24 protein-coding genes are annotated in these 23,707 nt (G+C 65.3%); 9 read left to right on the top strand and 15 right to left on the bottom strand.

What is annotated here, in order from left to right; genetic code table 11:
- Nucleotides 1-33 precede the first annotated feature (33 nt).
- Nucleotides 34-1,038 carry a formylglycine-generating enzyme family protein gene (locus tag A6F65_RS04520; RefSeq protein WP_083989226.1) on the top strand — a complete coding sequence of 335 codons (1,005 nt, stop codon included), beginning with the start codon at nt 34-36 and terminating at the stop codon, nt 1,036-1,038.
- The gene (locus tag A6F65_RS04525) at nt 1,038-2,165 is read left to right on the top strand and encodes an endo-1,4-beta-xylanase (protein ID WP_067786339.1); all 1,128 of its coding nucleotides are present in this window, start codon (nt 1,038-1,040) and stop codon (nt 2,163-2,165) included. Before A6F65_RS04520 ends, A6F65_RS04525 begins: the two co-directional genes overlap by 1 nt.
- Nucleotides 2,166-2,264: 99 nt before the next feature.
- Here the strand turns inward: A6F65_RS04525 and A6F65_RS04530 are convergent, their stop codons facing one another.
- Nucleotides 2,265-2,945 carry a DUF5681 domain-containing protein gene (locus A6F65_RS04530; protein WP_335645337.1) on the bottom strand — a complete coding sequence of 227 codons (681 nt, stop codon included), beginning with the start codon at nt 2,943-2,945 and terminating at the stop codon, nt 2,265-2,267.
- 304 nt (nt 2,946-3,249) lie between these two features.
- Between A6F65_RS04530 and A6F65_RS04535 the strand changes: the two genes are divergently transcribed.
- From A6F65_RS04535 to A6F65_RS04550, 4 genes are all read left to right on the top strand, one after another.
- Complete coding sequence (locus A6F65_RS04535; RefSeq protein ID WP_067786343.1) at nt 3,250-3,810, top strand: TMEM165/GDT1 family protein; 561 nt, start codon at nt 3,250-3,252, stop codon at nt 3,808-3,810.
- An 85-nt stretch (nt 3,811-3,895) separates the two neighbouring features.
- Entirely contained in the window at nt 3,896-4,360 is a 465-nt protein-coding gene (locus A6F65_RS04540; RefSeq protein ID WP_067786345.1) for a Dps family protein, read from the top strand.
- A gap of 76 nt (nt 4,361-4,436) precedes the next feature.
- Nucleotides 4,437-5,057: a 6-phosphogluconolactonase gene (locus A6F65_RS04545; protein ID WP_067786347.1), complete on the top strand. Its 621-nt coding sequence runs from the start codon at nt 4,437-4,439 to the stop codon at nt 5,055-5,057.
- A 4-nt stretch (nt 5,058-5,061) separates the two neighbouring features.
- Complete coding sequence (locus tag A6F65_RS04550; protein WP_067786349.1) at nt 5,062-5,535, top strand: NUDIX domain-containing protein; 474 nt, start codon at nt 5,062-5,064, stop codon at nt 5,533-5,535.
- On the opposite strand, the gene dinB is transcribed toward A6F65_RS04550, so the two are convergent.
- Nucleotides 5,522-6,658, bottom strand: a complete 1,137-nt coding sequence (gene dinB / locus A6F65_RS04555; RefSeq protein WP_067790031.1) for a DNA polymerase IV — start codon at nt 6,656-6,658, stop codon at nt 5,522-5,524. The genes A6F65_RS04550 and dinB overlap by 14 nt on opposite strands.
- Before the next feature lie 87 nt (nt 6,659-6,745).
- Here dinB and A6F65_RS04560 point away from each other — a divergent pair, with 87 nt between their 5' ends.
- Nucleotides 6,746-8,032, top strand: a complete 1,287-nt coding sequence (locus A6F65_RS04560) for a multidrug effflux MFS transporter (protein ID WP_083989228.1) — start codon at nt 6,746-6,748, stop codon at nt 8,030-8,032.
- A gap of 9 nt (nt 8,033-8,041) precedes the next feature.
- Here the strand turns inward: A6F65_RS04560 and A6F65_RS04565 are convergent, their stop codons facing one another.
- The 7 genes from A6F65_RS04565 to A6F65_RS04595 all read right to left on the bottom strand — a co-directional run bounded on the left by A6F65_RS04565 (nt 8,042) and on the right by A6F65_RS04595 (nt 16,381).
- A complete protein-coding gene (locus tag A6F65_RS04565) occupies nt 8,042-8,944 on the bottom strand; it encodes an aldo/keto reductase (protein ID WP_067786351.1) in 903 nt (300 codons plus the stop codon).
- A 146-nt stretch (nt 8,945-9,090) separates the two neighbouring features.
- Complete coding sequence (locus tag A6F65_RS04570; protein WP_067786353.1) at nt 9,091-10,998, bottom strand: acetyl/propionyl/methylcrotonyl-CoA carboxylase subunit alpha; 1,908 nt, start codon at nt 10,996-10,998, stop codon at nt 9,091-9,093.
- Between the two features lie 141 nt (nt 10,999-11,139).
- Nucleotides 11,140-12,174, bottom strand: a complete 1,035-nt coding sequence (locus A6F65_RS04575; RefSeq protein WP_067790041.1) for a phytoene/squalene synthase family protein — start codon at nt 12,172-12,174, stop codon at nt 11,140-11,142.
- A 44-nt stretch (nt 12,175-12,218) separates the two neighbouring features.
- Nucleotides 12,219-12,824: an LOG family protein gene (locus A6F65_RS04580; protein ID WP_067786355.1), complete on the bottom strand. Its 606-nt coding sequence runs from the start codon at nt 12,822-12,824 to the stop codon at nt 12,219-12,221.
- Complete coding sequence (locus A6F65_RS04585; protein ID WP_067786357.1) at nt 12,824-14,350, bottom strand: phytoene desaturase; 1,527 nt, start codon at nt 14,348-14,350, stop codon at nt 12,824-12,826. Before A6F65_RS04585 ends, A6F65_RS04580 begins: the two co-directional genes overlap by 1 nt.
- Nucleotides 14,347-15,555 (bottom strand): lycopene beta-cyclase CrtY, encoded by a 1,209-nt coding sequence (gene crtY, locus A6F65_RS04590; RefSeq protein ID WP_067786359.1) that lies wholly within the window; start codon nt 15,553-15,555, stop codon nt 14,347-14,349. Before crtY ends, A6F65_RS04585 begins: the two co-directional genes overlap by 4 nt.
- Nucleotides 15,556-15,619: 64 nt before the next feature.
- A complete protein-coding gene (locus A6F65_RS04595; RefSeq protein WP_157093054.1) occupies nt 15,620-16,381 on the bottom strand; it encodes a hypothetical protein in 762 nt (253 codons plus the stop codon).
- A 114-nt stretch (nt 16,382-16,495) separates the two neighbouring features.
- On the opposite strand from A6F65_RS04595, the gene A6F65_RS04600 reads away from it, so the two are divergent.
- Nucleotides 16,496-17,368 carry a MipA/OmpV family protein gene (locus tag A6F65_RS04600; RefSeq protein ID WP_067786363.1) on the top strand — a complete coding sequence of 291 codons (873 nt, stop codon included), beginning with the start codon at nt 16,496-16,498 and terminating at the stop codon, nt 17,366-17,368.
- 4 nt (nt 17,369-17,372) lie between these two features.
- On the opposite strand, the gene A6F65_RS04605 is transcribed toward A6F65_RS04600, so the two are convergent.
- The 4 genes from A6F65_RS04605 to A6F65_RS04620 form a co-directional block, all read right to left on the bottom strand.
- On the bottom strand, nt 17,373-17,936 hold the full coding sequence (locus A6F65_RS04605; RefSeq protein WP_067786365.1) for a hypothetical protein: 564 nt from the start codon (nt 17,934-17,936) through the stop codon (nt 17,373-17,375).
- Between the two features lie 78 nt (nt 17,937-18,014).
- Nucleotides 18,015-18,326 carry a transcriptional regulator gene (locus tag A6F65_RS04610; protein ID WP_067786367.1) on the bottom strand — a complete coding sequence of 104 codons (312 nt, stop codon included), beginning with the start codon at nt 18,324-18,326 and terminating at the stop codon, nt 18,015-18,017.
- Nucleotides 18,323-18,922 (bottom strand): hypothetical protein, encoded by a 600-nt coding sequence (locus tag A6F65_RS04615; protein WP_157093055.1) that lies wholly within the window; start codon nt 18,920-18,922, stop codon nt 18,323-18,325. Before A6F65_RS04615 ends, A6F65_RS04610 begins: the two co-directional genes overlap by 4 nt.
- A 14-nt stretch (nt 18,923-18,936) precedes the next feature.
- Complete coding sequence (locus A6F65_RS04620; RefSeq protein ID WP_237164885.1) at nt 18,937-20,904, bottom strand: S9 family peptidase; 1,968 nt, start codon at nt 20,902-20,904, stop codon at nt 18,937-18,939.
- A 270-nt stretch (nt 20,905-21,174) separates the two neighbouring features.
- On the opposite strand from A6F65_RS04620, the gene A6F65_RS04625 reads away from it, so the two are divergent.
- The gene (locus tag A6F65_RS04625; protein WP_067790045.1) at nt 21,175-21,588 is read left to right on the top strand and encodes a hypothetical protein; all 414 of its coding nucleotides are present in this window, start codon (nt 21,175-21,177) and stop codon (nt 21,586-21,588) included.
- On the opposite strand, the gene A6F65_RS04630 is transcribed toward A6F65_RS04625, so the two are convergent.
- Complete coding sequence (locus tag A6F65_RS04630) at nt 21,585-22,970, bottom strand: hypothetical protein (protein ID WP_067786372.1); 1,386 nt, start codon at nt 22,968-22,970, stop codon at nt 21,585-21,587. The two genes, A6F65_RS04625 and A6F65_RS04630, sit on opposite strands and share 4 nt — an antisense overlap.
- Complete coding sequence (locus A6F65_RS04635; protein ID WP_067786374.1) at nt 22,967-23,602, bottom strand: ATP-binding cassette domain-containing protein; 636 nt, start codon at nt 23,600-23,602, stop codon at nt 22,967-22,969. The genes A6F65_RS04630 and A6F65_RS04635 overlap by 4 nt, the downstream gene beginning before the upstream one ends.
- Nucleotides 23,603-23,707 lie beyond the last annotated feature (105 nt).

Here is a 23,707-nt window from a genome sequence, read left to right on the forward strand (position 1 = left end):
GGTGCAAGGGCGGGTGTGTAGGATGTTCGCTGTATGAAGAGATCGCTCCTACTGACCGCCGGATGCGGGCTTGCCGTGTTGGTGGCATGCTCCGGCGAGACCGAGACGCAGGATATTGCCGCCGCTGCGGCTCGTGATTGCGCCGCCCTGTCGGACGAGCCGGTCCGGATTGGCGGCGGCACTTTCCGGATGGGCCAGGCCGATGTCTACGCGGAGGAAGGACCTGTCCGCGAAACGACCGTCGACGGCTTCTGGATCGATCCGCACGAAGTAACCAATCGCCAATTCGCCGAATTCGTGGAAGAGACTGGCTATGTGACACTGGCCGAAAAGCCGGTGGATCCTGCGCTGTTCGGCGTGCCGGAAGACCAAATACCACCGGACATGCTGCAGCCTGGTTCGGCCGTGTTCACGCCGCCCGCGCAGCCCAGCATGAATTATGCCGACTGGTGGGAATACATGCCCGGTGCCAGCTGGAAAAAACCCTACGGCCCCGATGGCGCGGAGGCCGCGCCTGACGAGCCGGTGGTGCATCTCGCATGGGAGGACATGGTTGCTTACGCAGAATGGAAAGGCGGACGCATGCCGACGGAAGCGGAATGGGAATTCGCTGCAAGTGCGGGGCAGGAGCCCAGCAAGGACCAGCCCGAGCAGGCCAATAGCTGGCAAGGTGCCTTCCCGATGGAGAACCGCGAAACCGACGGATTTAAGGGCATCGCGCCGGTCGGCTGCTATGCTCCCAACGCCAATGGTCTTTACGACATGGTCGGCAATGTCTGGGAAGTGACCAGCGACTACTTCCGGCCTGGTCATGATCCGGCGCAGCGCGACAATCCGCGCGGCCCGGCCCCTTCCGAAGCATACGATCCGCTCAACGCGGGCGGCTTGGAAGTCTCGCGTACGGTCAAAGGCGGCAGCTATCTGTGCGCGCCCAATTACTGCCAGCGCTACCGCCCGGCCTCGCGCCAGGGGCGTGACCCGACCATGGGCACAAGCAATGTCGGCTTCCGGCTGGCCTACGACGAGGAACCCGCCTGATGATCAGCCGCCGCGATGTGATGAAATACGGCTCGCTGGGCGCTGCGGCCTTGTCGCTGCCATCCGGCCTTGCTCGGGCAGCGGGCGGAGATGCCGTCACGCTGGATAGCCTTGCCCGCGCAAAGGGCATGCGCTTCGGCACAGCCACGGACCAGTCGGAACTGGTCCAGCCCGATCTTGCCGCGCTCATCGCGCGCGAATGCTCGGTGGTGGTTGGCGAGAATGCGCAGAAGTGGAAGAAGCTGGAGCCGCGCGAAGGCGTCTTCCGCGATGAGAACGCGCAGGCCATCGCCGCCTTTGCCGCAATCCACGACATGGAATTGCGCGGACATTGCTTCGTCTGGAACCAGGACGACCGTATCCCTGGCTGGCTGCTGGAGCGTGAAGACGAACTCGCGAAAAACGGTGGCGAAGGTCTGATCCGGCAGATGTGGGAACACGCGCGCCAGTTGGCCGACGCGTTCCCCACGGTCGCCTCCTGGGACGCGGTCAACGAAGTGATCACCCCCTGGGAGGGCGAAGTCCGTGACGCCTTGCTGTCGCGGATCTTGGGCGATCGGTTAATGGATGTAGGCTTTGCGATGATGCGCGAAGTCGCCCCGGAGGCGCAGCTGGTCTACAACGATTACATGAGCTGGCAAAAGCGTCCGAACCACCGCAACGGCGTGCTAAAATTGCTGGAAGGCGCGCTGAGCCGAGGGGTGCCGATCGACGCATTGGGTATTCAGAGCCACCTCATCAATACGCTCGCCCAGCCAATCGACGAGCGCGGCTGGCGCGACTTCATGCAGAGCGTGCAGGACATGGGGCTAAAGGTTCTCATAACCGAATTGGATACCGGCGACCGATACCTTGAGGAAACGGATCCGGCCAAGCGCGACGCCGAGATTGCCGCTTTCACAAAGGGCTATCTCGACCTCACGCTGAGCTTCGAGAACGTCGAACGGATCGTGCTCTGGTCCATCAGCGACCGCGACACCTATCTTAACCGTCCGCAATATCCGGAAGGAAAGCGGAGGCCCGATGGCTTGCCTTTTCGCGCGCATCCCTTCGATGCAGAGCTTCGAAAGCGCCCGATGTATGATGCAATTGCCGCGGCCCTCCGCTCTGCTCCAAAACGGGCCTGACCCAGCCGAACCGGGCCGCTTACGGAAACCCTGCCGTCTTTTGGAAGTTCGACACGGGCGTAAATAGTCCGTCGGGACATCTGCAAGCGCGCGCGTATCCTACGGCTCCTCCGAGTGTGATTCTCCGAGATACTCTCCGCGCATCCTCTTGTCCTTCGCAAGCTCAACCAGTGCATGGCCAGACCTTGAAGCGCCATCCCGGTATGATCGATTTTCCAGGTTCGCCTTGTAGCGCCTGGGTACGGCATTGTTGATGATGTCGAACATTCGTTGCTCCCAATGCCAGCCGTCGAGATAGAGAGCGCGCATCTTTTCGCTCCGCGAAGGACGGTACTTTTCTGCAATATAGCTGACCTCTTCCTGCGCCTCGTCCCGCCGCGCGAGGCACGCTTCCAGCTGCTCGCGCTGCTCCTTCGTCTGAGGTCCTTCGAACCGCACCTTGCCGCTCGCCGGATCGAGGATGATGTTGGCGGGATGGGGGACGGGGCGGGGCGGCTCGATACCGTCTTTCTCGCAGCGTTCGATCTCCTGCGACCAGGCGAGCTTATATTCCACGGCCGTTCCAAACAGCGCAACGCTGCTCTCGTGGTCCACGGCCTCTACAGAAGTGACAAGCTCGGCTAGCGTCTTCTGCGCGAACCGGTTGCCCTTCATGGCCGACTTGCCAATCGCCCGGAACACGGCCTGTATGGCTGGCATCTCGATGGTCCTGTCCTCCTCGCGGACCGTCACCGGCCGATAGCTCCGTGACGAACAAGAAGCGGAGCGGAGAAAAATCAGCGAAAGGCTGCTGCGTCAACGACCAGGCGTGGATGAAAGTGGAATGTAGCACAGGTCGAACGCGTTCGGCGGCGGCGGCTCTCCGGCGAACTCTTGACCTTCTCACACACTGGGATACACAGATTCTCACCTTATCGGAAAACCCTAGGTTTTCTGCGGTATTTGGGAGGCCGGGAATGAGGGCTCGATTCCCTTCACCCGCTCCACTTCGTTTCGCAGGTTTGGTTCCGCCCGCCGCGCAGGCTTTGGCCGTCACTTGCCTCCGGCCTGTGACACCACCCGCTCCAAGCGCTATCGGCATTTCATGTCCGCCTTCTTCCTCGCCTTCCTGACCTGCCTGCTGGCGACGCTCCCGGGGCGTGAGGCACTGCTGCATGCGCGGCTGGCGGATGCCGGGGCAAGCGGAGGTGTGCTGGCGATCGGCTGGATCACGGCGGGGCTGACGGCGCTGCTGTCCGCGTGGCTGGCGGGGCTGGTTGCGCCGTTCATGAACGGCAATGCCCGCCTGATGCTGGTGGCCTTCGCGCTGGCGGCGGCAGGGCTGGAACTGGCGCTGCGCCGCCATCGAAGCGCACCGAAGGAGCCGACACGCTCGCTGGGCGCAGTCACGCTGGTGCTCTTGGCAGGGCAGGTGGGTGATGCGTCGCGCTTCCTGGTCTTCGCGCTGGCCGCCTTCACCGCGGCCCCGCTGAATGTGACGCTGGGCGGCATGGCGGGCTGCGGCGCGGCATTCACGCTCGCATGGCTGGCGGGTGAGGACTGGGAACAGAAGATGCCGCTGCGCACATTGCGCTTTGCGATAGCGGGCCTGCTGGTGCTGGCCGCGCTGGCCTGCGCCGCCACGGCGCGCGGCATAATCGGCTGAGCCGATTACTGACACCTGCGATACTAACGAAACCGATGATGGACCTGCGCGTTGATGGGGAAACTCATAACGACAGGGGAACACCATGGCCGATCGCGGCGACAATTCGAAAAGTGAACTGATGGCGGAACTGAACGGCCTGCTGGCCGATCATTTCGCGCTGTTCACCAAGACCAAGAACTTCCACTGGCATGTAGCCGGCCCGCGCTTCCGCGACCTGCACCTGCTGTTCGACGAGCAGGCCATCGAGATCCGCGACCAGATCGACGTGATCGGCGAGCGCGTGCGCAAGAACGATGCCTATACGCTCACCTCCACCGGCAGCATCGCCAAGCACACGCAGATCAAGGATCAGGACGATGTCACGCTGACGGCGGACGCCATGGTCAAGGAACTGCATGACGACAATGTGAAGCTGGTCGAGCGCCTGAAGCGCATGAAACCGCTGGCGGAGCAGGCGGGCGACAACGCCACGGACGGCCTGTTGGACGACTGGACCGACATGGCGGAGGAACGCGTCTGGTTCCTGCGCCAGACACTGAAGGCCTGACCCGACACTCACGAATAGCAATGCAACGACCGCCATGGCCCCTCGCGCCGTGGCCGTTTTGCTTTAAGAGTAAGGCATGGCAGAGATAGACATCGTCGAAGGCGCATCCGACGCCGACATCGCCCGGTGGATCCACGCGCAGCTGGAAGGCGCCCTGAAGGCAAACGACCAGCCCATCGCGATCAGCGTGCCGGGCGGCTCCACCCCGTTCCCGATCTTCGAGCTGCTCGTGCAGATGCCGCTGGACTGGAACCGAGTGACCGTTTGGCCGGGAGACGACCGGCAGGTGCAGGAAGACCACCCCGCCAGCAACACGGGCAAGATCCGGGCGCTGTTCGAGCCTGTCGGCGCCAATGTGGTGAAGCTGACGGTGATGGAGCAGGTCCCGCATTTCGCGCTGGTCTGGTTGGGCATGGGCGGGGACGGGCATATCGCCAGCCTCTTTCCCAACACCGATCCGCAGGCCGACGAGGAGCGGCGCATCATCCGCCTAACCCCGGATCCCCTGCCTCCCGAGGCGCCCTTCGACCGTGTGACCCTGACCATTCCCGCCCTGCTGGACAGCGACGGGCTGATGTTCGTGATCCGCGGCGAGGACAAGCGCGAGGTCTTCGATGCGGGCGCGCGCGGCGAGCATGACCTGCCGGTCGCGCGCCTGCTCGGCGCTGCGGGTCAGCAGGTGACGTGCTTCACCTGACACCATGCTGAGCCTGCTTCCCGCGCCGCTCCACCGGCTGGCGCTGCGCGCTGCGCATGCGGGCCGCAAGGCATATTGGGCGATATTTCGCCCACATATCCAGGGCGTGTGCGTGATTGCCACGAATGATGCGGGCGCGGTCCTGTTTGCCCGGCATTCCTATGGCAGCGGAAACTTTCTGCTGCCCACCGGCGGCATGAAGCGGGGCGAGGATGCGCTGGAGACCGCGCGCCGCGAGATGCGCGAGGAACTGGGCTGCGAATTGCTGGATGCCCGGGTGCTGGTGACGCATCGCAACAGCCTGCACGGAGCGAAGCACACGCAGCACCTGGTTGCAGCGCGGCTCGACGCCACGCCGCAGCCGGACGGACGGGAGGTGCTGGAGGCGCGCTTCTTCGCGCCGGATGCCCTGCCGGACCCGGTCACCCCGCGCACCCGTCGCCAGCTTGAATTATGGGCTGCGTCTAAAGCAGGTTGAGCTGAGCCTTGTCCGCCTCCCGCTCGCGGCGGGTCTTCTTCGTCACGCCTTCCAGCGATCCCAGCGTCAGCCCCATCAGGCGGATGGGGCGCGGCAGGGGCAATTCCGCCTCCAGCAATTCATGCCCGATGCGGGCGAACTCCGCCTTGTCTGCCACCACCCGGTCCAGCGACTTCGCGCGGGTGTTGATGGTGAAATCGTTGTATTTCAGCTTCATCGTCACGGTCCGCCCGCGCGCCTTGTTGCGCTCGATCCGCTCCCACACGATGTCCACGATGCGGTCCATCGTCTCATGCAGTTCCTCCGGCGCGGACTGGTCCTCGTGGAAGGTTCGCTCCCCGCCCACGCTCTTGCGAGTGCGGTTCGATCGGACGGGCCGCAGGTCGATGCCGCGGGCCGCGCGGTAAAGGTAATCGGAAAAGCTGCCGAAATTGGCGCGCAGCCAGTCGCGGTCCTTGGCCGCCAGGTCCGCGCCTGTCTCGATGCCCAGCCGCTTCATCTTCTCCTCCGCCTTCGGCCCCACGCCGTGGAAGCGGCGGATGGGCAAGGACTGGACGAAGGCCGCGCCCTGGCCGGGGCGGATCACGCAGATGCCATCGGGCTTGTTCTGGTCGCTCGCCAACTTGGCCAGGAACTTGTTGTAGCTCACCCCCGCGCTGGCCGTCAGCTGCGTCTCCTCGCGGATGCGGCGGCGGATTTCCTGCGCAATCAGCGTGGCACTGCCCAGGCCATGGATGTCCTCGGTGACATCGAGATAGGCCTCGTCCAGGCTCAGCGGTTCCACCAGCGGCGTGAAGTGGTTGAAGATGGCGCGGATCTGCTGGCTCGCCTCGCGGTAAGCGTCGAAGCGGCTCTTCACGAAGATCAGGTCGGGGCATTTGCGCTTGGCAGTGACGCTGGGCATGGCGCTGCGCACGCCGAACTTGCGCGCCTCGTAACTCGCCGCCGCGACCACGCCGCGCCCCGAAGAGCCACCGACGGCGACCGGCTTGCCGCGCAATTCCGGATTGTCGCGCTGCTCCACGCTGGCGAAGAAGGCGTCCATGTCGACATGAATGATCTTGCGCAGGCCGGCGGCCTCGGCACCATCTTCCATTTCATCGTCTGCGACATCGTCGGCCATGCAGCCCATCTAGCGATCCATCCGCCCCGCTCCAACCGTTCGCAGGAAAGGCTTTCATCGCGCCCGCCAAGCGGGCAAGGGGCTGGCATGCAGCGCGCTTCCAACGATCGTATCCACGCCGCGGACGGCACGGCGCGCAGCATCCGCATGCGCGAATTCGTGGTGCTGATGGCTGCGTTGATGAGCCTGAATGCCCTGGCAATCGACGCCATGCTGCCCGCGCTGGACGAGATTGCCGAGACCTTCGCGATGACCGATCCCAACCGGCGGCAGCTGATCGTGGGGATATATTTGTTGGCCAGCGGCGTTGGCGCGCTGATCCCGGGGTCGCTGGCAGATCGCTTCGGGCGACGGCCGGTGCTGTTCGGCTGCCTCACCCTGTATGCGATATTCTCCGCCGCCTGCGCGCTGGCGACGTCTTATGACGTGCTGCTGGTGATGCGCTTCATGCAGGGGTTCTGCACGGCCGGGCTGATGGTCTTGCCCGCCGCGATCATCCGCGACCGGTTCGAAGGGGATGCGATGGCGCGGCTGCTCTCGCTGATCTTCCTGGTCTTCATGATCGTGCCAGTCCTCGCGCCAAGTCTCGGCCAGCTGGTGCTGCAATTCGCGCCCTGGCAGGCGATCTTCGGCCTGCTGACGACGCTGTCCTGTGCGGTGCTGGCATGGGCCTTCATCCGCCTTCCCGAAACGCTCGACCCGGCAGAGCGCCAGCCAATCGACGCGCGCACCGTGCTGCACAATCTGCCGCTGACGCTGCGCACGCGCGTGGCCGTGGGCTATGTCTTCGGGGGCGGGCTGACCTTCGGCGCGGTCTTCGGCTACATCAATTCCGCGCAGCAGCTGATCGGCGAGCATTTCGGCGCGGGCGACGCATTCCCGCTAATCTTCGGACTGACGGCCAGCACGCTGTTCTTCTCCAGCTTCACCAATTCGCGCATCGTCGAACGCTTCGGCGCACGGCGGGTGAGCCACACGGCGCTGGTGCTGTTCGTGGGCTTCTCCATCGCGCAAACAACCGCCGCCCATTTCGCGCCGGATAACCTCTGGCTATTCGTGCCGCTGATAGCGGGGAATTTGTGCCTGCTGGGCTTCACCGGCAGCAATTTCGGAAGCATCGCCATGCAGCCCTTCGGCCATGTGGCGGGCGCGGCGAGCAGCGTGCAGAGCTTCATCCGCATGACGCTGGGCGCGGGCGTGGGCATTGCCATCGGCCAGTTTTACGATGGCAGCGCGATGCCGCTGGCCCTTGCCCTGTTGCTGTGCAGCCTGGCCGCGCTGTTGCTGGTTTTGTTCAGCGAGCGGGGCAAGCTGTTCCGCCGCCCGGGCGAGGCGCGGCGGTACCTTGCCGTGCACGATGTGATGAAGGGCTGAGCCGAAAGGTCAGGGCAGCGGCGCCCCGCGCGCGGCGGTGAAGACGCTATACCATTGCTGGCGCGTCCAGCGCATCTGCGTGGTCTGCGCAGCCTCCACGATCCGCTCCGGCCTCTGCGAACCGACTATGGGCACGATGCCCGCCGGGTGCGCCATCAGCCAGCCATAGGCGGCGACGGCGCGGTCCACGCCCGCCTCCGCGGCGACGGCGTCCAGCGCCTGCACCACTGCGCGCTCGCGCTCGGTCTGCGGGTCCATCAGGCGGCCGCCGCCCAGCGGGCTCCACGCCATCGGGGTGAGGGAGAGGCGCATGGCTTGGTCCATCTCGCCATTATCGAGCGGCTCGATCCGCAACGGACTGATTTCCGGTTGCGTTGCGACGAGCGGTGTATCGAGGAAATGCGCGAGCGCCTCGATCTGCGCCGGTGTGAAGTTCGAAATCCCGATGCTGCGCAGCTTGCCGCTCGCCACCGCATCATCGAGGAAGCGCGCCAGCTCCTGCGGGTGCGTCAGGATGTCGGGTCGATGGATCAGGTAAAGGTCGATCACATTCGTGCCGAGCCGCCGCAGCGAGGCCTCGAGCGCGCCGGCCATATATTCGCGCGACTGGTCATAGGGGACGGGCGGCATGATCCCGCCCTTGGTCACCAGCACCATGCGCTGGCGCAATGAGGCATCCTCGCGCAGCACCTCGCCCAGCTTGTTCTCGACATCGCCGAAGCCGGATTTGCCATCGAAGCCGTAGATGTCCGCCGTGTCGATAAGGTCGATACCGGCATCGAGCGCGGTCGCCAGCAGGCGCGATAGGTCCGCCACCGAGCCATCGCTGCGCCACATGCCCCAGGCCATGGAGCTGACCTCGATATCGGTCGTGCCGAGCATGCGGCGGGTGGGCGCGGGGAGGGTGGTCATGAACCTCGATTACTGCCGTGCGTTGCGATTGCCCACCCCGCTGCGACTAACCTCGCCTTAGGCTCGGCAAGTCTCGCAAACCCCTCCCGCTCGCGGGAGGGGCAGTGGAGCTTGGCAGCCTGCTGCCTAGCGCAGCGGGGTTGGGCTTAGTCTTCGCCCGCAGGCTCCACCACCGCCAGCACCGCGTCGACCTGCACCTGCCCGCCTGTCGCGGCAGAAAGCTCGGTCACGGTCCCGTCGAAGGGCGCGGTGAGCGCGTGTTCCATCTTCATCGCCTCGAGCACCATCAGCCGCTGGCCCGCGGTGACGCTGTCGCCCTCGGCCACATCGACCGCGATGACCTTGCCCGGCATCGGCGCGAGGATCGCGCCATCGGCGGCGGAGGCTGCTCCGGCAGTCTCGTTTCCGCGAACAAAGAACGGATAGGTTTGCCCTCGTTTCGTGACGAAGATTTGACCATCTTCCGGCATGGAGCAACGAAAGCCAACACCCGTTTTATGCCTCGAAGCATCACCGGTGACTGGACCATATGGTGTGTGAAGAACGATTTGATTTCGAGCGTCCGCGTTTAACCTGAAGCCGAAAAGCGCGTTAATCATAGAGCGAGGAAAATCCTCGCAGGCTTCCCAATCGGCCATGTCGATCCGGTATCGCCACACTGCGGCATCGATAACGTCTTGAGCTGGCTGGATAGTCGGCATCAGTGCCTCACCCTTCCGCTCGATCAAACCGGTGTCCAGGGCTTCGCCTGCGAATTCGTCGAGTGCGGCGCACTCATACAGAAAGCCTTGGTTGGTCTGTAATGGCGAGACGTAACTGTTGTTGAGCGCGGATAGCAGGGCATGGCGCGCGCCTTCGCGGTTGTCGCCGTGGACGACGATCTTGGCAATCATCGGGTCGTAGAACGGGCTGACCGAGTCACCCTCTTCCACTCCGGTCTCTATCCGGGCGCGATCGTAGAGATACAGATTATCAATCCTCCCCGGGGATGGCAAAAACCCTTTCGCCGGATCCTCCGCATAAAGCCGCGCTTCGATAGCCCAGCCATTGATGCTCAGCTCTTCCTGCTTCAGCGGAATCGGTTCCCCGCTTGCCACGCGTAGCTGCCATTCCACCAGGTCCACGCCGGTGATCTCCTCGGTCACCGGATGCTCCACCTGCAGGCGGGTGTTCATTTCCATGAAGAAGATGCGGTCGGCGCGCAGGCCTTCGCTGGCGTCGGCGATGAATTCTATCGTGCCCGCGCCCTCGTAATCGACCGCCTTGGCGGCGCGCACGGCGGCGGCGCAGATTTCCTCGCGCGTCGCCTCGTCCATCCCGGGGGCAGGGGCTTCCTCGATCACCTTCTGGTGGCGGCGTTGCAGCGAGCAGTCGCGTTCGAACAGGTGGACGACATTGCCGTGGCTGTCGCCGAACACCTGCACCTCGATATGGCGGGGCGACGTGATCCATTTTTCCAGCAGAACTTCGTCATTGGAGAAGCTGGCCTTTGCCTCGCGCCGACAGCTTTCGAGGTCGGCTTCGAAGTTGGCCGCCTTCTCGACCTTGCGCATGCCCTTGCCGCCGCCGCCAGCGACCGCCTTGATCAGGACCGGGTAGCCGATCTTGTCGGCCTCTTCCTTCAGGCGCTCCACCGACTGGTCCTCGCCCAGATAGCCCGGCGTCACGGGCACGCCCGCATCCATCATCAGCTGCTTGGCGGAATCCTTCAGGCCCATCGCCTCGATCGCCTCGGGCGGCGGGCCGACCCAGACCAGCCCCGCTTCCTTCACCGCGCGCGCGAAGCCGGCATTCTCGGACAGGAAGCCGTAGCCGGGATGGATCGCCTCTGCGCCCGTATCCTTGGCCGCGGCGATGATCTTCTCCCCGACGAGGTAGCTTTCGGCGGCGGGCGAGGGGCCGATATGCACAGCCTCGTCCGCCATGCGGACATGCAGCGCCTTCGCGTCCGCATCGGAATAGACCGCGACGGTGCGAATGCCCATCTCGCGGGCGGTGCGGTTAATGCGACAGGCGATCTCGCCGCGATTGGCGATAAGCAGGCTTTGTATCATGCGAAACGATTAGGCGGGGTAAGGGCGCGGGGCAAGCGTGAGTGGATTGAGGCAAACCCGCTCATGGTGAGCCCGTCGAACCAGGGTGGCAGGCGCAGCGTATGCATCCTTCGACAGGCTCAGGATGAGCGGACGCCTTGCTTACTCCGCCTCGTCCTCGCGCAGCGGCGTCATCGGCATGGGGGCCACGCGCCCGTCCATGCGGATTTTGATGAGGACGCGCCCACGGCTCCACTCGGGCATCTTTTCCGGCCGGTAGGGGCGGTTGACAATGGCCTCGCCCAGCGCGGCGAGCATGTGCCAGCCTTTCTCCAGCGCATTGGTGCGCGTGCGGCTGTTCCAGGCGTTCTGCCCGCGGTCGCGGACCTTGTGGCCGATGGCGCCGTAAATGCGCGCGGCGGACAGTACGGCCCAGCGCTGCCGGAAACGAAGCCGCGCCGCACCCAGCCGCGCGGCGTCGAGATATTCGTCCATCATGTCGATCATGCGGGCCGACAGGGCGGACAGCTTGAAGCGGTTGTGCGGCTTCATGTGCTGGCCGGGTTCGATATCCGCGCGTGCGAGCCATTGCTGCGGGACGTAGCAGCGGCCCACGGCGTCATCCTCGCTGATGTCGCGCGCGATATTGGCGAGCTGGAAGGCAAAGCCGAGGTCGCAGGCGCGGTCCAGCGTGTCGGTGTCGTCCGCCGGGACGCCCATCACGCGCGCCATCATCACGCCCACTGCCCCCGCGACATGGTAGCAATAGCGCATCAGGTCTTCCTCGGTGCGCGGGATCCAGCCGTTCGCGTCCAGCGCGAAGCCGTCGATTACGTCGTCCGTCAGCTCCTCTCGGATGCCGCATTCGGCGGCCACCTGGCCCAGCGCATCGAAGGCGATGTCGGCGGTGGGCTGGCCTTCAAGCGCCCGGCCGGTCAGCACGCGCAGCGCCTCCACCCGGTCCACCGCGCCGGACTTGGCGAGGTTAAGGTCGCCCCCGTGATCCTGCCCGTCCGCGATATCGTCACATCGGCGGCACCAGGCGTAGAGGAGCCAGCTGCGCTCCCGCGTGTCCTTGTCGAACAGGCGGCTGGCGGCGGAAAAGCTGTAGGACCCCTTCTCGATGCTCTCGCGCGCCCGGCGCACCAGCGCCGCACGCCCGCGCCCACCGCCGGCACGGCTCTGCGTGCTGCGCATGATGGCGCTGGATACCAGCGGACGTTTCTTGGGAACGATGGGCTTCAAAGATCCTCGGCCTTCATCTCGAAGATGGTGCGATGCGGAACATAGCTTTCCATCTTTTCGAGCAGGCTGTCGAGGTTTGCCGCGTCGATAATTATCCCGGCATGCATCGGCCGCACGAAGCCGACGCCCGCCATCTGGTCGCGAAATGCCAGCAGGCCGTCGTAGAAGCCGAAGGCATTGAGAAGGCCTACGGGCTTGGAATGGTAGCCGAGCTGCGCCCAGCTGACCGCTTCCCACAGCTCGTCCATTGTCCCAACGCCGCCGGGCAGTGTGATGAAACCGTCGCTAAGGTCGGTGAAGGCCTGCTTGCGAGCATGCATGTTGGCGACCACGTGCAGCTCGGTGCAGTCATGATTGGCAACTTCGCCGCCCTTTGCATCGCCAGCCGCGCCGCCGGTCAGCGCTTCAGGGATCACGCCGATCACCTCGCCGCCCGCCTCCAGCGCACCGGACGCAAGCGCACCCATCATGCCCAGCCTCCCGCCGCCATAAACGACCCCGATGCCGCGCTCGGCCAGCGCCGCGCCGACATCGCGCGCCAGCTCCACATAGCGCCCATCCTCCGGCGAGGCGGAGCCGCAGTAAACCGCCAGCCGCTTCATCAGAGCATGTCTTCCAGCATCAGCCCCGCAGTTGCCTTGGCGCTGCCGACGACACCGGGGATGCCGGCCCCGGGGTGCGTGCCTGCGCCCACGAGGTAGAAATTGCCGATCTTGTCGTCGCGGTTGTGGCCGCGGAAGAAGGCGCTCTGGGTCAGGACCGGTTCGAGGCTGAAGGCGCTGCCGAGGTGGGCATTCAGATCTTGCGAGAAATCTGCCGGGGAGTAGCTGAACTTGGTCACGATCCGGTCGTGGATGTCGGGGATCAGGCGGCGGCCGATCTCGTCCAGGATCCGCTTCTCCAGCATCGGGCCGACCTGGTCCCAGTCCACCGCCAGCTTGCCCATGTGTGCCACGGGGACGAGGGCGTAGAAGGTGCTCTTGCCCTCCGGCGCCATGCCGGGATCGGTCACGGTGGGGTGATGCAGGTAAATGCTGAAATCTTCCGGCAGCACGCCCTTGTCATAGATATCGTCCAGCAGGCCTTTGTAGCGCGGGCCGAACAGGATCATGTGGTGCGGGATGCCGGGCCAGTTCCCCTCGATCCCGAAATGCACCACGAACAGGCTGGGGCTGTAAGTCTTCCGGCTGAGCGACTTTGCGTTCTTCTTGCCGCGCTGCGTGCCGGACAGCAGGTCCTTGTAGGAATGCATGATGTCCGCATTGCTGGCCACGGCGTCGAAGTTTTCATGCCAGCCGCTCCTCGTTTCCACGCTGGTTGCGCGGTCGCCCGTGCAGTGGACCTGCACCACCGGATCGCCCACGCGCATCGTGCCGCCCAGCCGCTCGAATTGCCGCACCATGCCGGCGATCAGGCGGTTCGTGCCACCGCGTGCCCACCAGACGCCGCCGTCCTTCTCCAGCTTGTGGATCAGGGCGTAGATGCTGCTGGTCTTCATCGGGTTGCCGCCCACCAGCAGCGTGTGGAAGCTCAGCGCCTCGCGCAGCTTCTCGTTGCGGACATACTTGCTGACAACGGAATAGACGCTGCGCCATGCACCGTGCTTGGCAAGGGCAGGGGCCGCCTTCACCATGCTCTTGAAATCGAGGAACGGTACGCTGCCAAGCTTGACGTAGCCTTCCTCGTACACCTTGGCGCTGTATTCCAGGAACGCCTCGTACCCGGCCACATCGGCGGGATCGAGCTTGGCGATTTCCTTGAACAGGTTCTCCTCGTCATTCGAGTAATCGAAATTCGTGCCGTCGGGCCAGTTGAGCCGGTAGAAGGGCATGACCTTCATCAGCTCCACGTCCTCTTCCATCTCGTGGCCGGAGATGGACCACAATTCGCGCAGGCAGTCGGGATCGGTGATGACGGTGGGGCCGGCATCGAAGGTGAAGCCGTCCTTCTGCCAGTGATAGGCGCGGCCGCCGGGCTTGTCGCGGGCTTCCACCACGGTGGTGGCGATGCCGGCGCTTTGCAGGCGCATGGCCAGCGCCATGCCGCCAAAGCCGCTGCCCACCACGCAGGCTGTGCGGGTGTTGGCCGTATCGGCGGCGGCGTTCTGTGCAATCGGGGCAGAGCTCATGAGGGGCCTTTCAGGGGCGGTCTTTGGGTCATCAGCGCGCGGACGGCGCTGCTTACAGATACGGGCGGCTTGCCCGAAAGGATGCGTAGTTTTTCACCTGCGCTGGACTGTCCGGCATAGAACCGTTCGACTAGGCCGGGCTTCAGCCGATAGAAGCGCGCGAAGATGCGATATCGTTCCGCCGGATCGGCCGCGCCGAACAACATCTGGCCCAGCATCCGGTAAAAGCCGGTTGCGGACCAGTGCCGCCGCGCCTGCGCCTCCACCAATGCGGCCAACTGCTCGCCCGGCAATTCCGCCTCGCGCGCGATGGCCAGCGCGGTCTGCGCCGCGAAGGGCAGGGTGTAGCTGGTGAGGGGGTGGACAAAGCCTCCCCGTGCGCCGGCCATCACTACGCCGGGCACGGCATTGGCCGCGCGGAAGGCGACGAAATCCCCGCCCGTGATTACCGGCAGCACGCCCGTCTCGTGGCCCAGTATCTCCCCCTGCAGGCCATGGGCGTTGCAATATTCGTCGATCCGGCCGGACAGCGCGCTGCGGTCCAGCACGGGATCGTCGGCGTAATAGGTGTCCTCCACGAACACCTCGTCCACGCCCAGCGGCAGGACGTAGACGAAGCGGTAAGCGCCCGGATTGTCCGGCCCGTTTGCGCATGGCGCAAGCTGCGGGACGGCCGCGTCCATCACGATGGGGTGGGGGATGCCATGCGGCCCGGGCGTGCGGACATGGCGGCCCATGAAGACCTGCCAGCCGCCGTTCAGCGCGCTCCAGTCCGCCCCGTCGCGGCAGTCGATGACCGTGCGCGCGGTGACGTCCCCTCCATTGGCAAGGCGAATGCCGGTGGCGGAGAGCGCCTCGACCCGGCGGCTGCAATGCACCGTCTGCTGGCCAAGCTCCCGCAGCAGTGCCGCGTCGAATTCCGTGCTGGCGAGCGAATTGTAGGCGGAAGGCAAATGCCGCTCGTAACCGGGGAAGCGCACGTCGTATCCGCCGTCCCATACGGTCTTGCGGAACGGGGCGAGCAGGGCGCGGCCGTCCTCGTCCAGGTCCGCGTCGAACCAGCTCCAGCGGTGATTGCCGCCCAGCACTTCGCCCGCTTCGAACAGGCCCACGGACACGTCCGGCGCATGGCGGCGCAGGGCGAGGGCTATCAGCCCACCGGCCAGCCCGCCGCCGACGATTGCAATATCGAAGTCGCGCCCCATGCCCGCAGCCTTAGCGCACGCGCGGACGGGTGCAAGCAGGCGCCGGTAATGTCACCGCGCAGGCTCAGCTGCAGGTGGCGTAGTGATCGTCGATGGTCTGGGTCATCACGGCCTCCATCTCGGCCTCCTCCTCGGCGGAGAGCGGGGCGTTGAAGATGGTGTAACGCGCCTCGTCCATTTGCGGCCGCAGGGCGACAAGCTTGGGTCCCCAGCTGCTGTCCATGAAGGCCATTGCGACGCGGCGCTGCATGGGGGCATCCATCTCGCCCATCACGCGTTGGACGCTGGCTTCCTTGTCGCGGGCGAAGGCCTCGCGGCTGGCCGAGCCTTCTTCGGTGGCGACGATTTCGCCCAGCGACGCCTCGGTCGTGACATTGCGGGCGGCGCTGGCCAGCATGGCTTGGCCGTCCTCGCTGCGGAACCATACGGTCGCGGCCATGGCCTCTTCCGGCGTTAGGTTGGCCTTCAATATGCCGAGCAGGGCGTTGCGGTATTCGCGGTTCGCGCGCTGGTCTATTTTGCGCATGAGCGGGGTCGAGCCCTCGATCATGGCGTCGAGGATGCCGGGGCATTCCGCTTCCATTTCCGCCATGAAGGGGTCGGCCTTCCACACCTTGCGCAGGTCCTTGATGGAGCCTTCGAAGATCGCATCGGCGAGCTCCGGCTGCTGGAAAACGTCCACCAGCTCGGCATAGGCCTCGTCCTGGTTGACCATCGCGGCGGCAGATTCCTGCGCAGCGGCAGTGGCGGGCATGCCGAGGGCAAGGGCGAGGGCCGGGGTAGCAACGAGGCGAAGGGCACAGCGGGTGATGGATGTCTTTGTCATACCCCCTGCGAATATCGCAGCAGGCGGACACTGCAAGCCAAATGGAACCGCCCATGCGGTGAACCGTTACCCGTGCGACGCGATACAGGACGCCATCCCAGGGGGCCGCAGACCATGAAATTTCCAAAATACCTCGCGGCGCTGGCCGCCAGTTCCATCCTCGCGGCGGCCTCTCCCGCCATGGCGCAGGAAGAGACGACGCGGCTGGAGCCGAACGATCCCATGGCCGAAAGCGTCTTCAACGGCGATTACCTGACCGTGGGCGTGGGTGTGGGCTATGTCCCCGATTACGACGGGGCAGACGAATATGTGATCTTCCCGCTGCCGGTGATCCAGGGTTCCATCGGCGGGATCGACATCAATCCGCGGCCCGGTGGGCTTGCGGTGGACTTCGTTCAGGACACGCGCGGCCAGACCAGCTTCGATGCCGGCGTCACGGCTCGCGTGCGCGGCAATCGGACCGGTGATCTCGACGACCCGGTCGTCGCCAGCCTGGGCGAGCTTGATACGGCTATCGAAGTTGGCCCCACCGTGGGTGTGAGCTTCCCAGCCCTGCTCAATCCGTTCGACAGCCTGTCCGCCTCCGTGGACGTGCGCTGGGACGTGGCGGGCGCGCACAAGGGCCGCGTGATCGACCCCTCGATCAGCTATTTCACACCGCTCAGCCGCGGGATCGCCGCGTCGCTGTCGCTGTCAGCCAGCTTCGTGGATGACGATTACGCCAGCTATTATTACGACGTGACGCCGGCCGATGCGATCACCAGCGGCCTGCCGGTGTTCGACGCCGATGGCGGCCTGCACAAGGCAGGCGTGAACCTGCTGGTGGGCGTGGACCTGGACGGCGATGTAACCAATGGCGGGCTCGCGCTGGTCTTCATCGTCGGATATTCGCGTATGCTGGGCGATGCGAAGGACACGCCCTTTACATCCGTGCGCGGCAGCGCGGACCAGTGGCTGGGCGCGGTCGGCCTCGCCTACACTTTCTGACCGCTCAGAAGCGGTAAAGCGGGTCGCAGGCGTCGATGACGAGCGGTCCGTCCCCTTGCACGCGCGTTACCGGACCGCGGCAGGTAATGGCAGCCCGCCGGTCGGAGGAATAAAAGCCCTCCTTCTGGTATTGCATCTCTGCGGCAAAAGGCTGGCGCATGATGGCAAACATGATCGGGCGCGCCTGGTCGGGCCCGAAGGTGAGGTAGGTTTCGGGCGGCTCATCCAGGATGATTCCTGCGACCGGGCCTGTGATCGTCACCGGCGCACCCGGTTGCCAGCTCTCCTGGTCTTTCAGCCGCTTGGCCGCCTCTTCCGCGAACTCGGTTACGGTCAGATCGCGCGCCGTGTCGAAGCTGATCATGTCGGATTGCGCAGGCGTATCAGGCGCGGCGGCCGTTTCCGTTTCGGGTGCCTCGGCAGCTACGGCGCCCTCGGCATCGACGGCCGATGCGTCCGCAGCCGCAGTATCGCCATCCGCCGTTTCTGCGTCGGAGCCACAAGCCGAAAGCGCAAGAAGGACAGGGGCGAGGAGAGCGGACTTAAGCATCGTCGGGCGCAGGCGCATGGCGGAATGGCTCCGTATATCAGTGGCGCGACCCGGCAGGCAGGCTAACCGGCAGTCCGGCAGGGTGCAAGGGAGGGTCTACTCCGCCGCGGCCGCCTGTTCCGCCGCGTTCGCGAGCTCGCGCAGCGCCGCCATGTGGGCGGCAAAGGCCTTCTTACCGGAAGTCGTAAAGGCGGCCCATGTGCGCTGCCGCCCGTCCATCTTGGCCTTGGTGGTCCTCACGTATCCGGCATCCGACATGGCGGAGAGGTGCTTCGAGAGCACGCTGTCGCTGACATCGAGGATATCCCGCAGGGTGGCGAATTCGATGTCGTCGACGCGCGACAGGGCGGCGGCAATTTGCAGCCGTGCGGGCGGATGCAGCACGGGGTCGATGGCAGGCGCGCTCACCGTGCGGGGCCTTCGGTCAGTTCTTGTGTGTAAAGCTTCTGCCACCACAGGCTGGCCAGCGTCACGCCCACGAACACTGCAAGGGCGATGGGGATTGCCCAGGGCGTCCACCGGTTGATCCCTTCGCCCACCGCCATGATCGCGCCAAAGCCTGCCAGAGTAATGGCAATGGCCGCTAAAATGGATGGCCGCGCCGCCTCAGACGCCCAGCCGCTGACGAACATGCCGAACCTCTTGCGGTCATTTGCGCCGATCCAGAAAATTCCCAGCAGGGCGACCGCCATCAGCAGGGCGGCAAATGGCATGGGCGTGGCAAAGGTAATCACGAACAGAGCCTGCAGGCCGCCGGCAAGCGCGTGCCGCCACAGGGGCCAGGTCAGGCGCTGCGCCATCTTCCTGTCCGTGTCCCGCGCCACATCAAGCGCGCTTCTTGCTTCATCCCGGTCCATCCTGAATTCCTTCACTTTCCAATCTGGAAAATGGGTAGGTGTCACTTTCCGATTTGGCAAGTGAAAACTTTCCGACCTGGAAAGTAACTGGGAAAGACGCATGAAAAAGGGCGGGAAACCGAAGCTTCCCGCCCTGATTTTCTCCAAGGATTGAGCGGCGCTCAGTCCTCGCTGTCACCCATGCCCACATCGGGGCGCGGGCCGGGCAGCGGCGCGCTGCGGTTGCCGGTCTTCAGATAGGTGTCGAACCAGCGCATCATGCGCAGGTTGTAATCGTACCGGCTGCCAGCCCGCTGGTTGCCGTGGCCTTCGCCCGGATACAGCACCAGCCGCACGGGCGTGTCGGGCTTGCGCACCTTGATCGTCCGATAAAGCTCGTAGCTCTGGCTGGGCGCGACGCGCGTATCCTCTGCACCGTGCATGATCAGGATCGGCGTCTCGGCCTTGTCGACGTGGTAGATCGGGCTGACTTCCAGCATGCCCTGCCAGTCTTCCCACGGCCATTTGCGGCTGTGGACCAGGAACATCTCGTTCGGGATGTCCGTGGTGCCGAACTTGCTGATCTGGTTGGAGATGCCCACGAACATGACGGCTGCGACATATTCCTCGCTCAGCGCCGTGGCGCCCCATGCGCTGGCATAGCCGCCATAGGAACCGCCCGTGATGCCGGTCCGGTCGCCATCGGTGATCCCTTCGGCCACCAACGCACGCTTGGCATCGACGATGTCGTTGAATTCCTTGCCCGCGTAATCGCCCTGGTGCTGCTTGGCGAAGGAAACGCCGTAGCCGGTGGAGCCGCGATAATTCGGGTGGAACACGGCATAGCCTTCACCCGCGCCGACCTGGCCGGGCATGGAATAGGCAGTCAGCCAGCCATTCTTGTAATGCGCTTCGGGGCCGCCATGCACCATCATGATCGTGGGCGCGCCGCCAGCGGGGACGCCGTCGACCGGCTCGATCAGGATGCCTTCCACTTCCTGCCCGTCACGCGCGGTGTATGTCATCGTGCGCTGTGTGCCGAAGTCGATCTCCGCCAGCCATGGGTTGCTGTCCGTCCAGCGCATGAAGCCGTTCTGGCCATCCCACATGAACAGTTCGGTCGGGTGCATCGGGCTGTCGGCCGTTACCATCAGGCGGTTGCCGCCCGACTGCAGGCTGGAGAGCTGGATCGCGCCGGGCTCCACGGTCTGCAGCAGGTTGCCGCCCTTGTCGTACAGGCGCAGCTCGCTTTCCGCGCCGACATCCACGATCACCGCAAGGCGGCCGTCGGCCAGCCATTCGGTGTCGGTCGCGGCTTCGGCGGCATCGGCGTTCACCGCCGTGATGTTGCCCGTGCCGATATCGACCATGTGCAACACGGTCGCTGCCGGATCGTTCTCATCCACGGCGGCAATCAGCGACATGGTCGTGCCATCGGGCGAGATTTCGTTGTCGCCCAGCTTGCCCGGTGTCTCGATCGTGCGCACGACTGCGCCCGTGGAAAGGTCCAGCACGCTGATGCGCTTGGACGTGTAATCGTCATCGATCTGCGGGGTGGGGGCACTGGCGATGGTGGCGAAGCGGCCATCCGGGCTCACTTCCATGGCCGTCACGTAACCCGGGACGCCGATCTCGGTCGGCTCCGCATCCATGTCAGCGCCGACATTGGCCACGAACACGCGGTTGAAGGTGTTTTCTTCCTCGTAAACGATGGCGTTGAAGCCGGCCTTGCGCTCCTTGGCGCGCTGCTCGTCCTTTTGGCCGCCCACCAGCATGTAGACGCGCTGGCCATCCGGCGCCCATGCATAGGTGCGCACGGCCGTGTCCTCGACGCCTGCCAGCTTGCGCGGCGCGCCGCCGTCCACGGGGATACCCCAGACGGAGCGGTCATCGTCCTCGGCGGACCAGGCATATGTGACCATGGACCCGTCCGGGCTGAAGGTGACGGAACCCGGCGTGGCGCCTTCGGGCAGGTAAGCACGGCCGCCATTGGGGCCGTTCGTGACATACAGCGTGCTGCGATAGCCGCCGTCCTTCTCGCCGGCGGAAACATCCGGGCGTCCGCCCACGGTGTAGGCCACGCTCGTGCCGTCGGGAGAGACGGCAACCGCGCCCACGGTTTCCAGCTTGGCGACGTCCTCCGGCGTCATATCACGGGCAAGCGCCGCCCCGGGCGCAACAAGCGCGCTGGCAGCAAGGAGTGCAAAGAAAGGCTTCATGGTGTCAGGTATCCCCCAGTGTTCTAGCGGTTTTCTAGCAAAGTGATCGCATGGCCGGGCTGCGTTGATCGCCGCTCCTGCCTGCCATGGATACGTTCATAGCGGCCCATCGTGCCCGCGCAAGCTGGTGCGGCCTTGCGCAAGGCTGGCAGCGGGCGCATCCTGCCGCCGGCCGGGCCGCGCCTGGTCAGGAGAAAGACGATGGCACAATCACAAGACATACCCGCATGGATCGCCCTGTTCCTCGCGCTGTACATGCTTTCGGCGAGCGTTGGAGAGCTGCGCAAGCCGGGCGGCTGGGCCGCGATGGTGGAGGATTTTGCGAAGAGTGCCGGGCTGAGATATCTGACCGGCGTTTTCTGCATTGCGCTGGGCGCGGCGATTTACCTCGTCACGCCGTGGCGGCCGGATGACTTGCTGGCGATTGCCGTATCCGTCATCGGCGGCATCTGCGCGCTGGAAGGCATGCTGATCCTGGCCGCAGGCGACAGGTTCGTCAGTTTTGCGAAGGCCCTGATGAGCAAGGCCGGCGGTGTCTGGGCCGGCGCTGCAGCGCTGGTGGGCGCAGGACTGCTGTTTGCCGCGCTTTCGCGGATCGGCGTGGCGGCGTCCTAGCTGGCGAAGTAACCGTACCACACGATCAGGAGCACAAGCCGGGCGACGAAGGCCGATCCGGTCAGCGCCGATAGCGCGGCTGCTATCAGCGATGCGCTGGCGCCTGTCGCAAGGATCAGCAGCATGGGCGCTGCCGAGGCGCTCGCAATCACGGCAGGTATGGCCAGGATCGCCGCAATGCCCGTGCCCGCGATGACGAATGCAATGCGCCGCGCCATGGGCTGCACAGCCGCCGTGGCGGTCAGGGCCAGCAGGCCTTTCGCCTCCGCCCGCCCGGCGTGGGAGGATAGCCCGAAAGCGAGCAGGAGCAGGATGGCCGCGCTGCCGACGTGGCGGAAGTCCGGCGCGAGGCCGGAAAGGGCGGCGGCGACGGCCAGGATCGGGAAGAGCGGACCCGAGGCGATCAGACGCATCTCCGCCAGCAGCAGGCCGATCCACGGCGCCGCGGCATGGGGTGCGGGCGTGGCCGAAGGCTTCGCGCCCGGCTGCAGGTTGCCGGGAGAGAGTTTGGCGAGGAAAGCGAAGCGCTGCTTGCGCGGCTTGTCCGTATGCGGGCGGTAAACCAGGCCGGCAAAGCCCGCGATAAGTACGGCAAGGCCGACCCATGCGGCGCGAGAAGCCAGATAGCCTTCCGCCCCGATACCGCGCGCCACGTCCAGCTCCACCCGGCCTGGATCGACCTGCGTGGTGCCGATGGCAAAGCCTTGCGCGCCGGGAGGGCCGCCCTCGACCAATGGACGCACCGCGCCGCCGATGTCGCCCAGATTGTTCAGGAAGCCGGAATCGAGCTGAGCGTTGACCGACCCGTAGACCAGCGACGCCATCCATATGAAGAAGAAGGCGACATCGCCCGCCGCGCCGCGCAGCCAGGGCCGCGCATCGAACAGCGTGCGGATAGCCGCCACCGCCAGGAAAGTCGGGCCCGCCACCAGCCATGTCAGCGCAAAGATGCGCAAAGGCTCGAACGCGCCGCTCACCATCATCCAGCCAAGGTAGATCCCGGCGAGTGACAGCGCCGCCAGCATTGCCAGCAGGACGGCACTGTCCGCCGCGAACCGGCCGAGCGAAACGGAGACCATGCTGGCGGGCGAGGTTTCCACCACCTGCCAGGGCCTGCGCCGCGTGGGGCTGGCGCGCAGGTAGATATAGGCGATCGGCATCACGATGACCGACACGACAATGCCCAGCCAGATGCCCATCACGCCGGAATTGAGCACCGGCAGCTGGTTGTCGATGGCAATCGCGAAACCCTCGCCTTCCTCGGGCGAGATCATGAAGCGCGCCGCCACCGGCGCTGCCAGCAACATCAGCCACAGGGACTTGCTGCGGGCGTAGCGCGACATGTCTGCGCCAAAGGCCGACCGGGCGACGGCATAGCTCATGCCGGGGTGGCCGCGCCGTCGATGCGCAGGTTCTGCGCCGCGCGCGGCTCCAGTTCCATTGCCAGGTGGGTGGTCATCACGATCACGGTGTCGCCTGCCCGCTCGAACAGCAGGTCGTGCACGCGCGCGATGCTTTCGGCGTCCAGTTCCGCCGTGGGTTCGTCCAGCGCGATCATCTCCGGCTGCCCCAGCAGCGATTGCGCAACCACGAGGCGGCGGCGCATCCCGCCGGAGAAGGTCGCGATGGGGTTGTCGATATCGGGCAGTAGGCCCAGCCGCTCAAGGATGCCGGCAAGCTGGGCATCTGCCGCCTTCAGCTCCAACCCTTTCAGCGCGGCCATGTGCAGGCCGAATTCGCGCGCGGTGAGCTCTTCCGGCCAGTCGATAGCCTGTGGGCTGTAGCCCAGCACACGGCGCAGCTTGCGTTTCGCGCCCGGCAGTTTTTCGCCCTTCCACATGACCGTGCCCCGGCTTGGCTTGTCTGCCGTGGCCAGGATGCGCAGCAGCGTGGACTTTCCCGCGCCGCTGGGGCCCGTCAGCAGATTGAGGCCGGGGCCAAAGGTCGCATCGAGGCCATCGAGCACTTTCTTGCGCCCGAAGGATTTACCGAGGTTTTCGCAGGTCAGGGTCATGCCACTGTCTTGCCCGGATAATACACGTGCTTCAAGTCCGCTAATGGCCGGTTGGCAGCCGGTCGTCGGGCCATGGACGTCGCTGGTCGATAAGCGCCGCGCTGC

This window comes from Paraurantiacibacter namhicola (assembly GCF_001687545.1).
Lineage (GTDB): Bacteria > Pseudomonadota > Alphaproteobacteria > Sphingomonadales > Sphingomonadaceae > Paraurantiacibacter > Paraurantiacibacter namhicola.

Coding starts and splice junctions, on each gene's coding strand:
- A6F65_RS04540 (WP_067786345.1), top strand. CDS start 3,896: ATGGCCGATCGCGGCGACAATTCGAAAAGTGAACTGATGGCGGAACTG.
- A6F65_RS04620 (WP_237164885.1), bottom strand. CDS start 20,904: ATGACGCCGGAGGACGTCGCCAAGCTGGAAACCGTGGGCGCGGTTGCC.
- crtY (WP_067786359.1), bottom strand. CDS start 15,555: ATGGGGCGCGACTTCGATATTGCAATCGTCGGCGGCGGGCTGGCCGGT.
- A6F65_RS04605 (WP_067786365.1), bottom strand. CDS start 17,936: ATGCGCCTGCGCCCGACGATGCTTAAGTCCGCTCTCCTCGCCCCTGTC.
- A6F65_RS04560 (WP_083989228.1), top strand. CDS start 6,746: ATGCAGCGCGCTTCCAACGATCGTATCCACGCCGCGGACGGCACGGCG.
- A6F65_RS04595 (WP_157093054.1), bottom strand. CDS start 16,381: ATGACAAAGACATCCATCACCCGCTGTGCCCTTCGCCTCGTTGCTACC.
- A6F65_RS04625 (WP_067790045.1), top strand. CDS start 21,175: ATGGCACAATCACAAGACATACCCGCATGGATCGCCCTGTTCCTCGCG.
- A6F65_RS04630 (WP_067786372.1), bottom strand. CDS start 22,970: ATGAGCTATGCCGTCGCCCGGTCGGCCTTTGGCGCAGACATGTCGCGC.
- A6F65_RS04545 (WP_067786347.1), top strand. CDS start 4,437: ATGGCAGAGATAGACATCGTCGAAGGCGCATCCGACGCCGACATCGCC.
- A6F65_RS04575 (WP_067790041.1), bottom strand. CDS start 12,174: ATGCGCAGCACGCAGAGCCGTGCCGGCGGTGGGCGCGGGCGTGCGGCG.
- A6F65_RS04550 (WP_067786349.1), top strand. CDS start 5,062: ATGCTGAGCCTGCTTCCCGCGCCGCTCCACCGGCTGGCGCTGCGCGCT.
- A6F65_RS04535 (WP_067786343.1), top strand. CDS start 3,250: ATGTCCGCCTTCTTCCTCGCCTTCCTGACCTGCCTGCTGGCGACGCTC.
- A6F65_RS04520 (WP_083989226.1), top strand. CDS start 34: ATGAAGAGATCGCTCCTACTGACCGCCGGATGCGGGCTTGCCGTGTTG.
- A6F65_RS04600 (WP_067786363.1), top strand. CDS start 16,496: ATGAAATTTCCAAAATACCTCGCGGCGCTGGCCGCCAGTTCCATCCTC.
- A6F65_RS04565 (WP_067786351.1), bottom strand. CDS start 8,944: ATGACCACCCTCCCCGCGCCCACCCGCCGCATGCTCGGCACGACCGAT.
- A6F65_RS04525 (WP_067786339.1), top strand. CDS start 1,038: ATGATCAGCCGCCGCGATGTGATGAAATACGGCTCGCTGGGCGCTGCG.
- A6F65_RS04570 (WP_067786353.1), bottom strand. CDS start 10,998: ATGATACAAAGCCTGCTTATCGCCAATCGCGGCGAGATCGCCTGTCGC.
- A6F65_RS04635 (WP_067786374.1), bottom strand. CDS start 23,602: ATGACCCTGACCTGCGAAAACCTCGGTAAATCCTTCGGGCGCAAGAAA.
- dinB (WP_067790031.1), bottom strand. CDS start 6,658: ATGGCCGACGATGTCGCAGACGATGAAATGGAAGATGGTGCCGAGGCC.
- A6F65_RS04585 (WP_067786357.1), bottom strand. CDS start 14,350: ATGAGCTCTGCCCCGATTGCACAGAACGCCGCCGCCGATACGGCCAAC.
- A6F65_RS04580 (WP_067786355.1), bottom strand. CDS start 12,824: ATGAAGCGGCTGGCGGTTTACTGCGGCTCCGCCTCGCCGGAGGATGGG.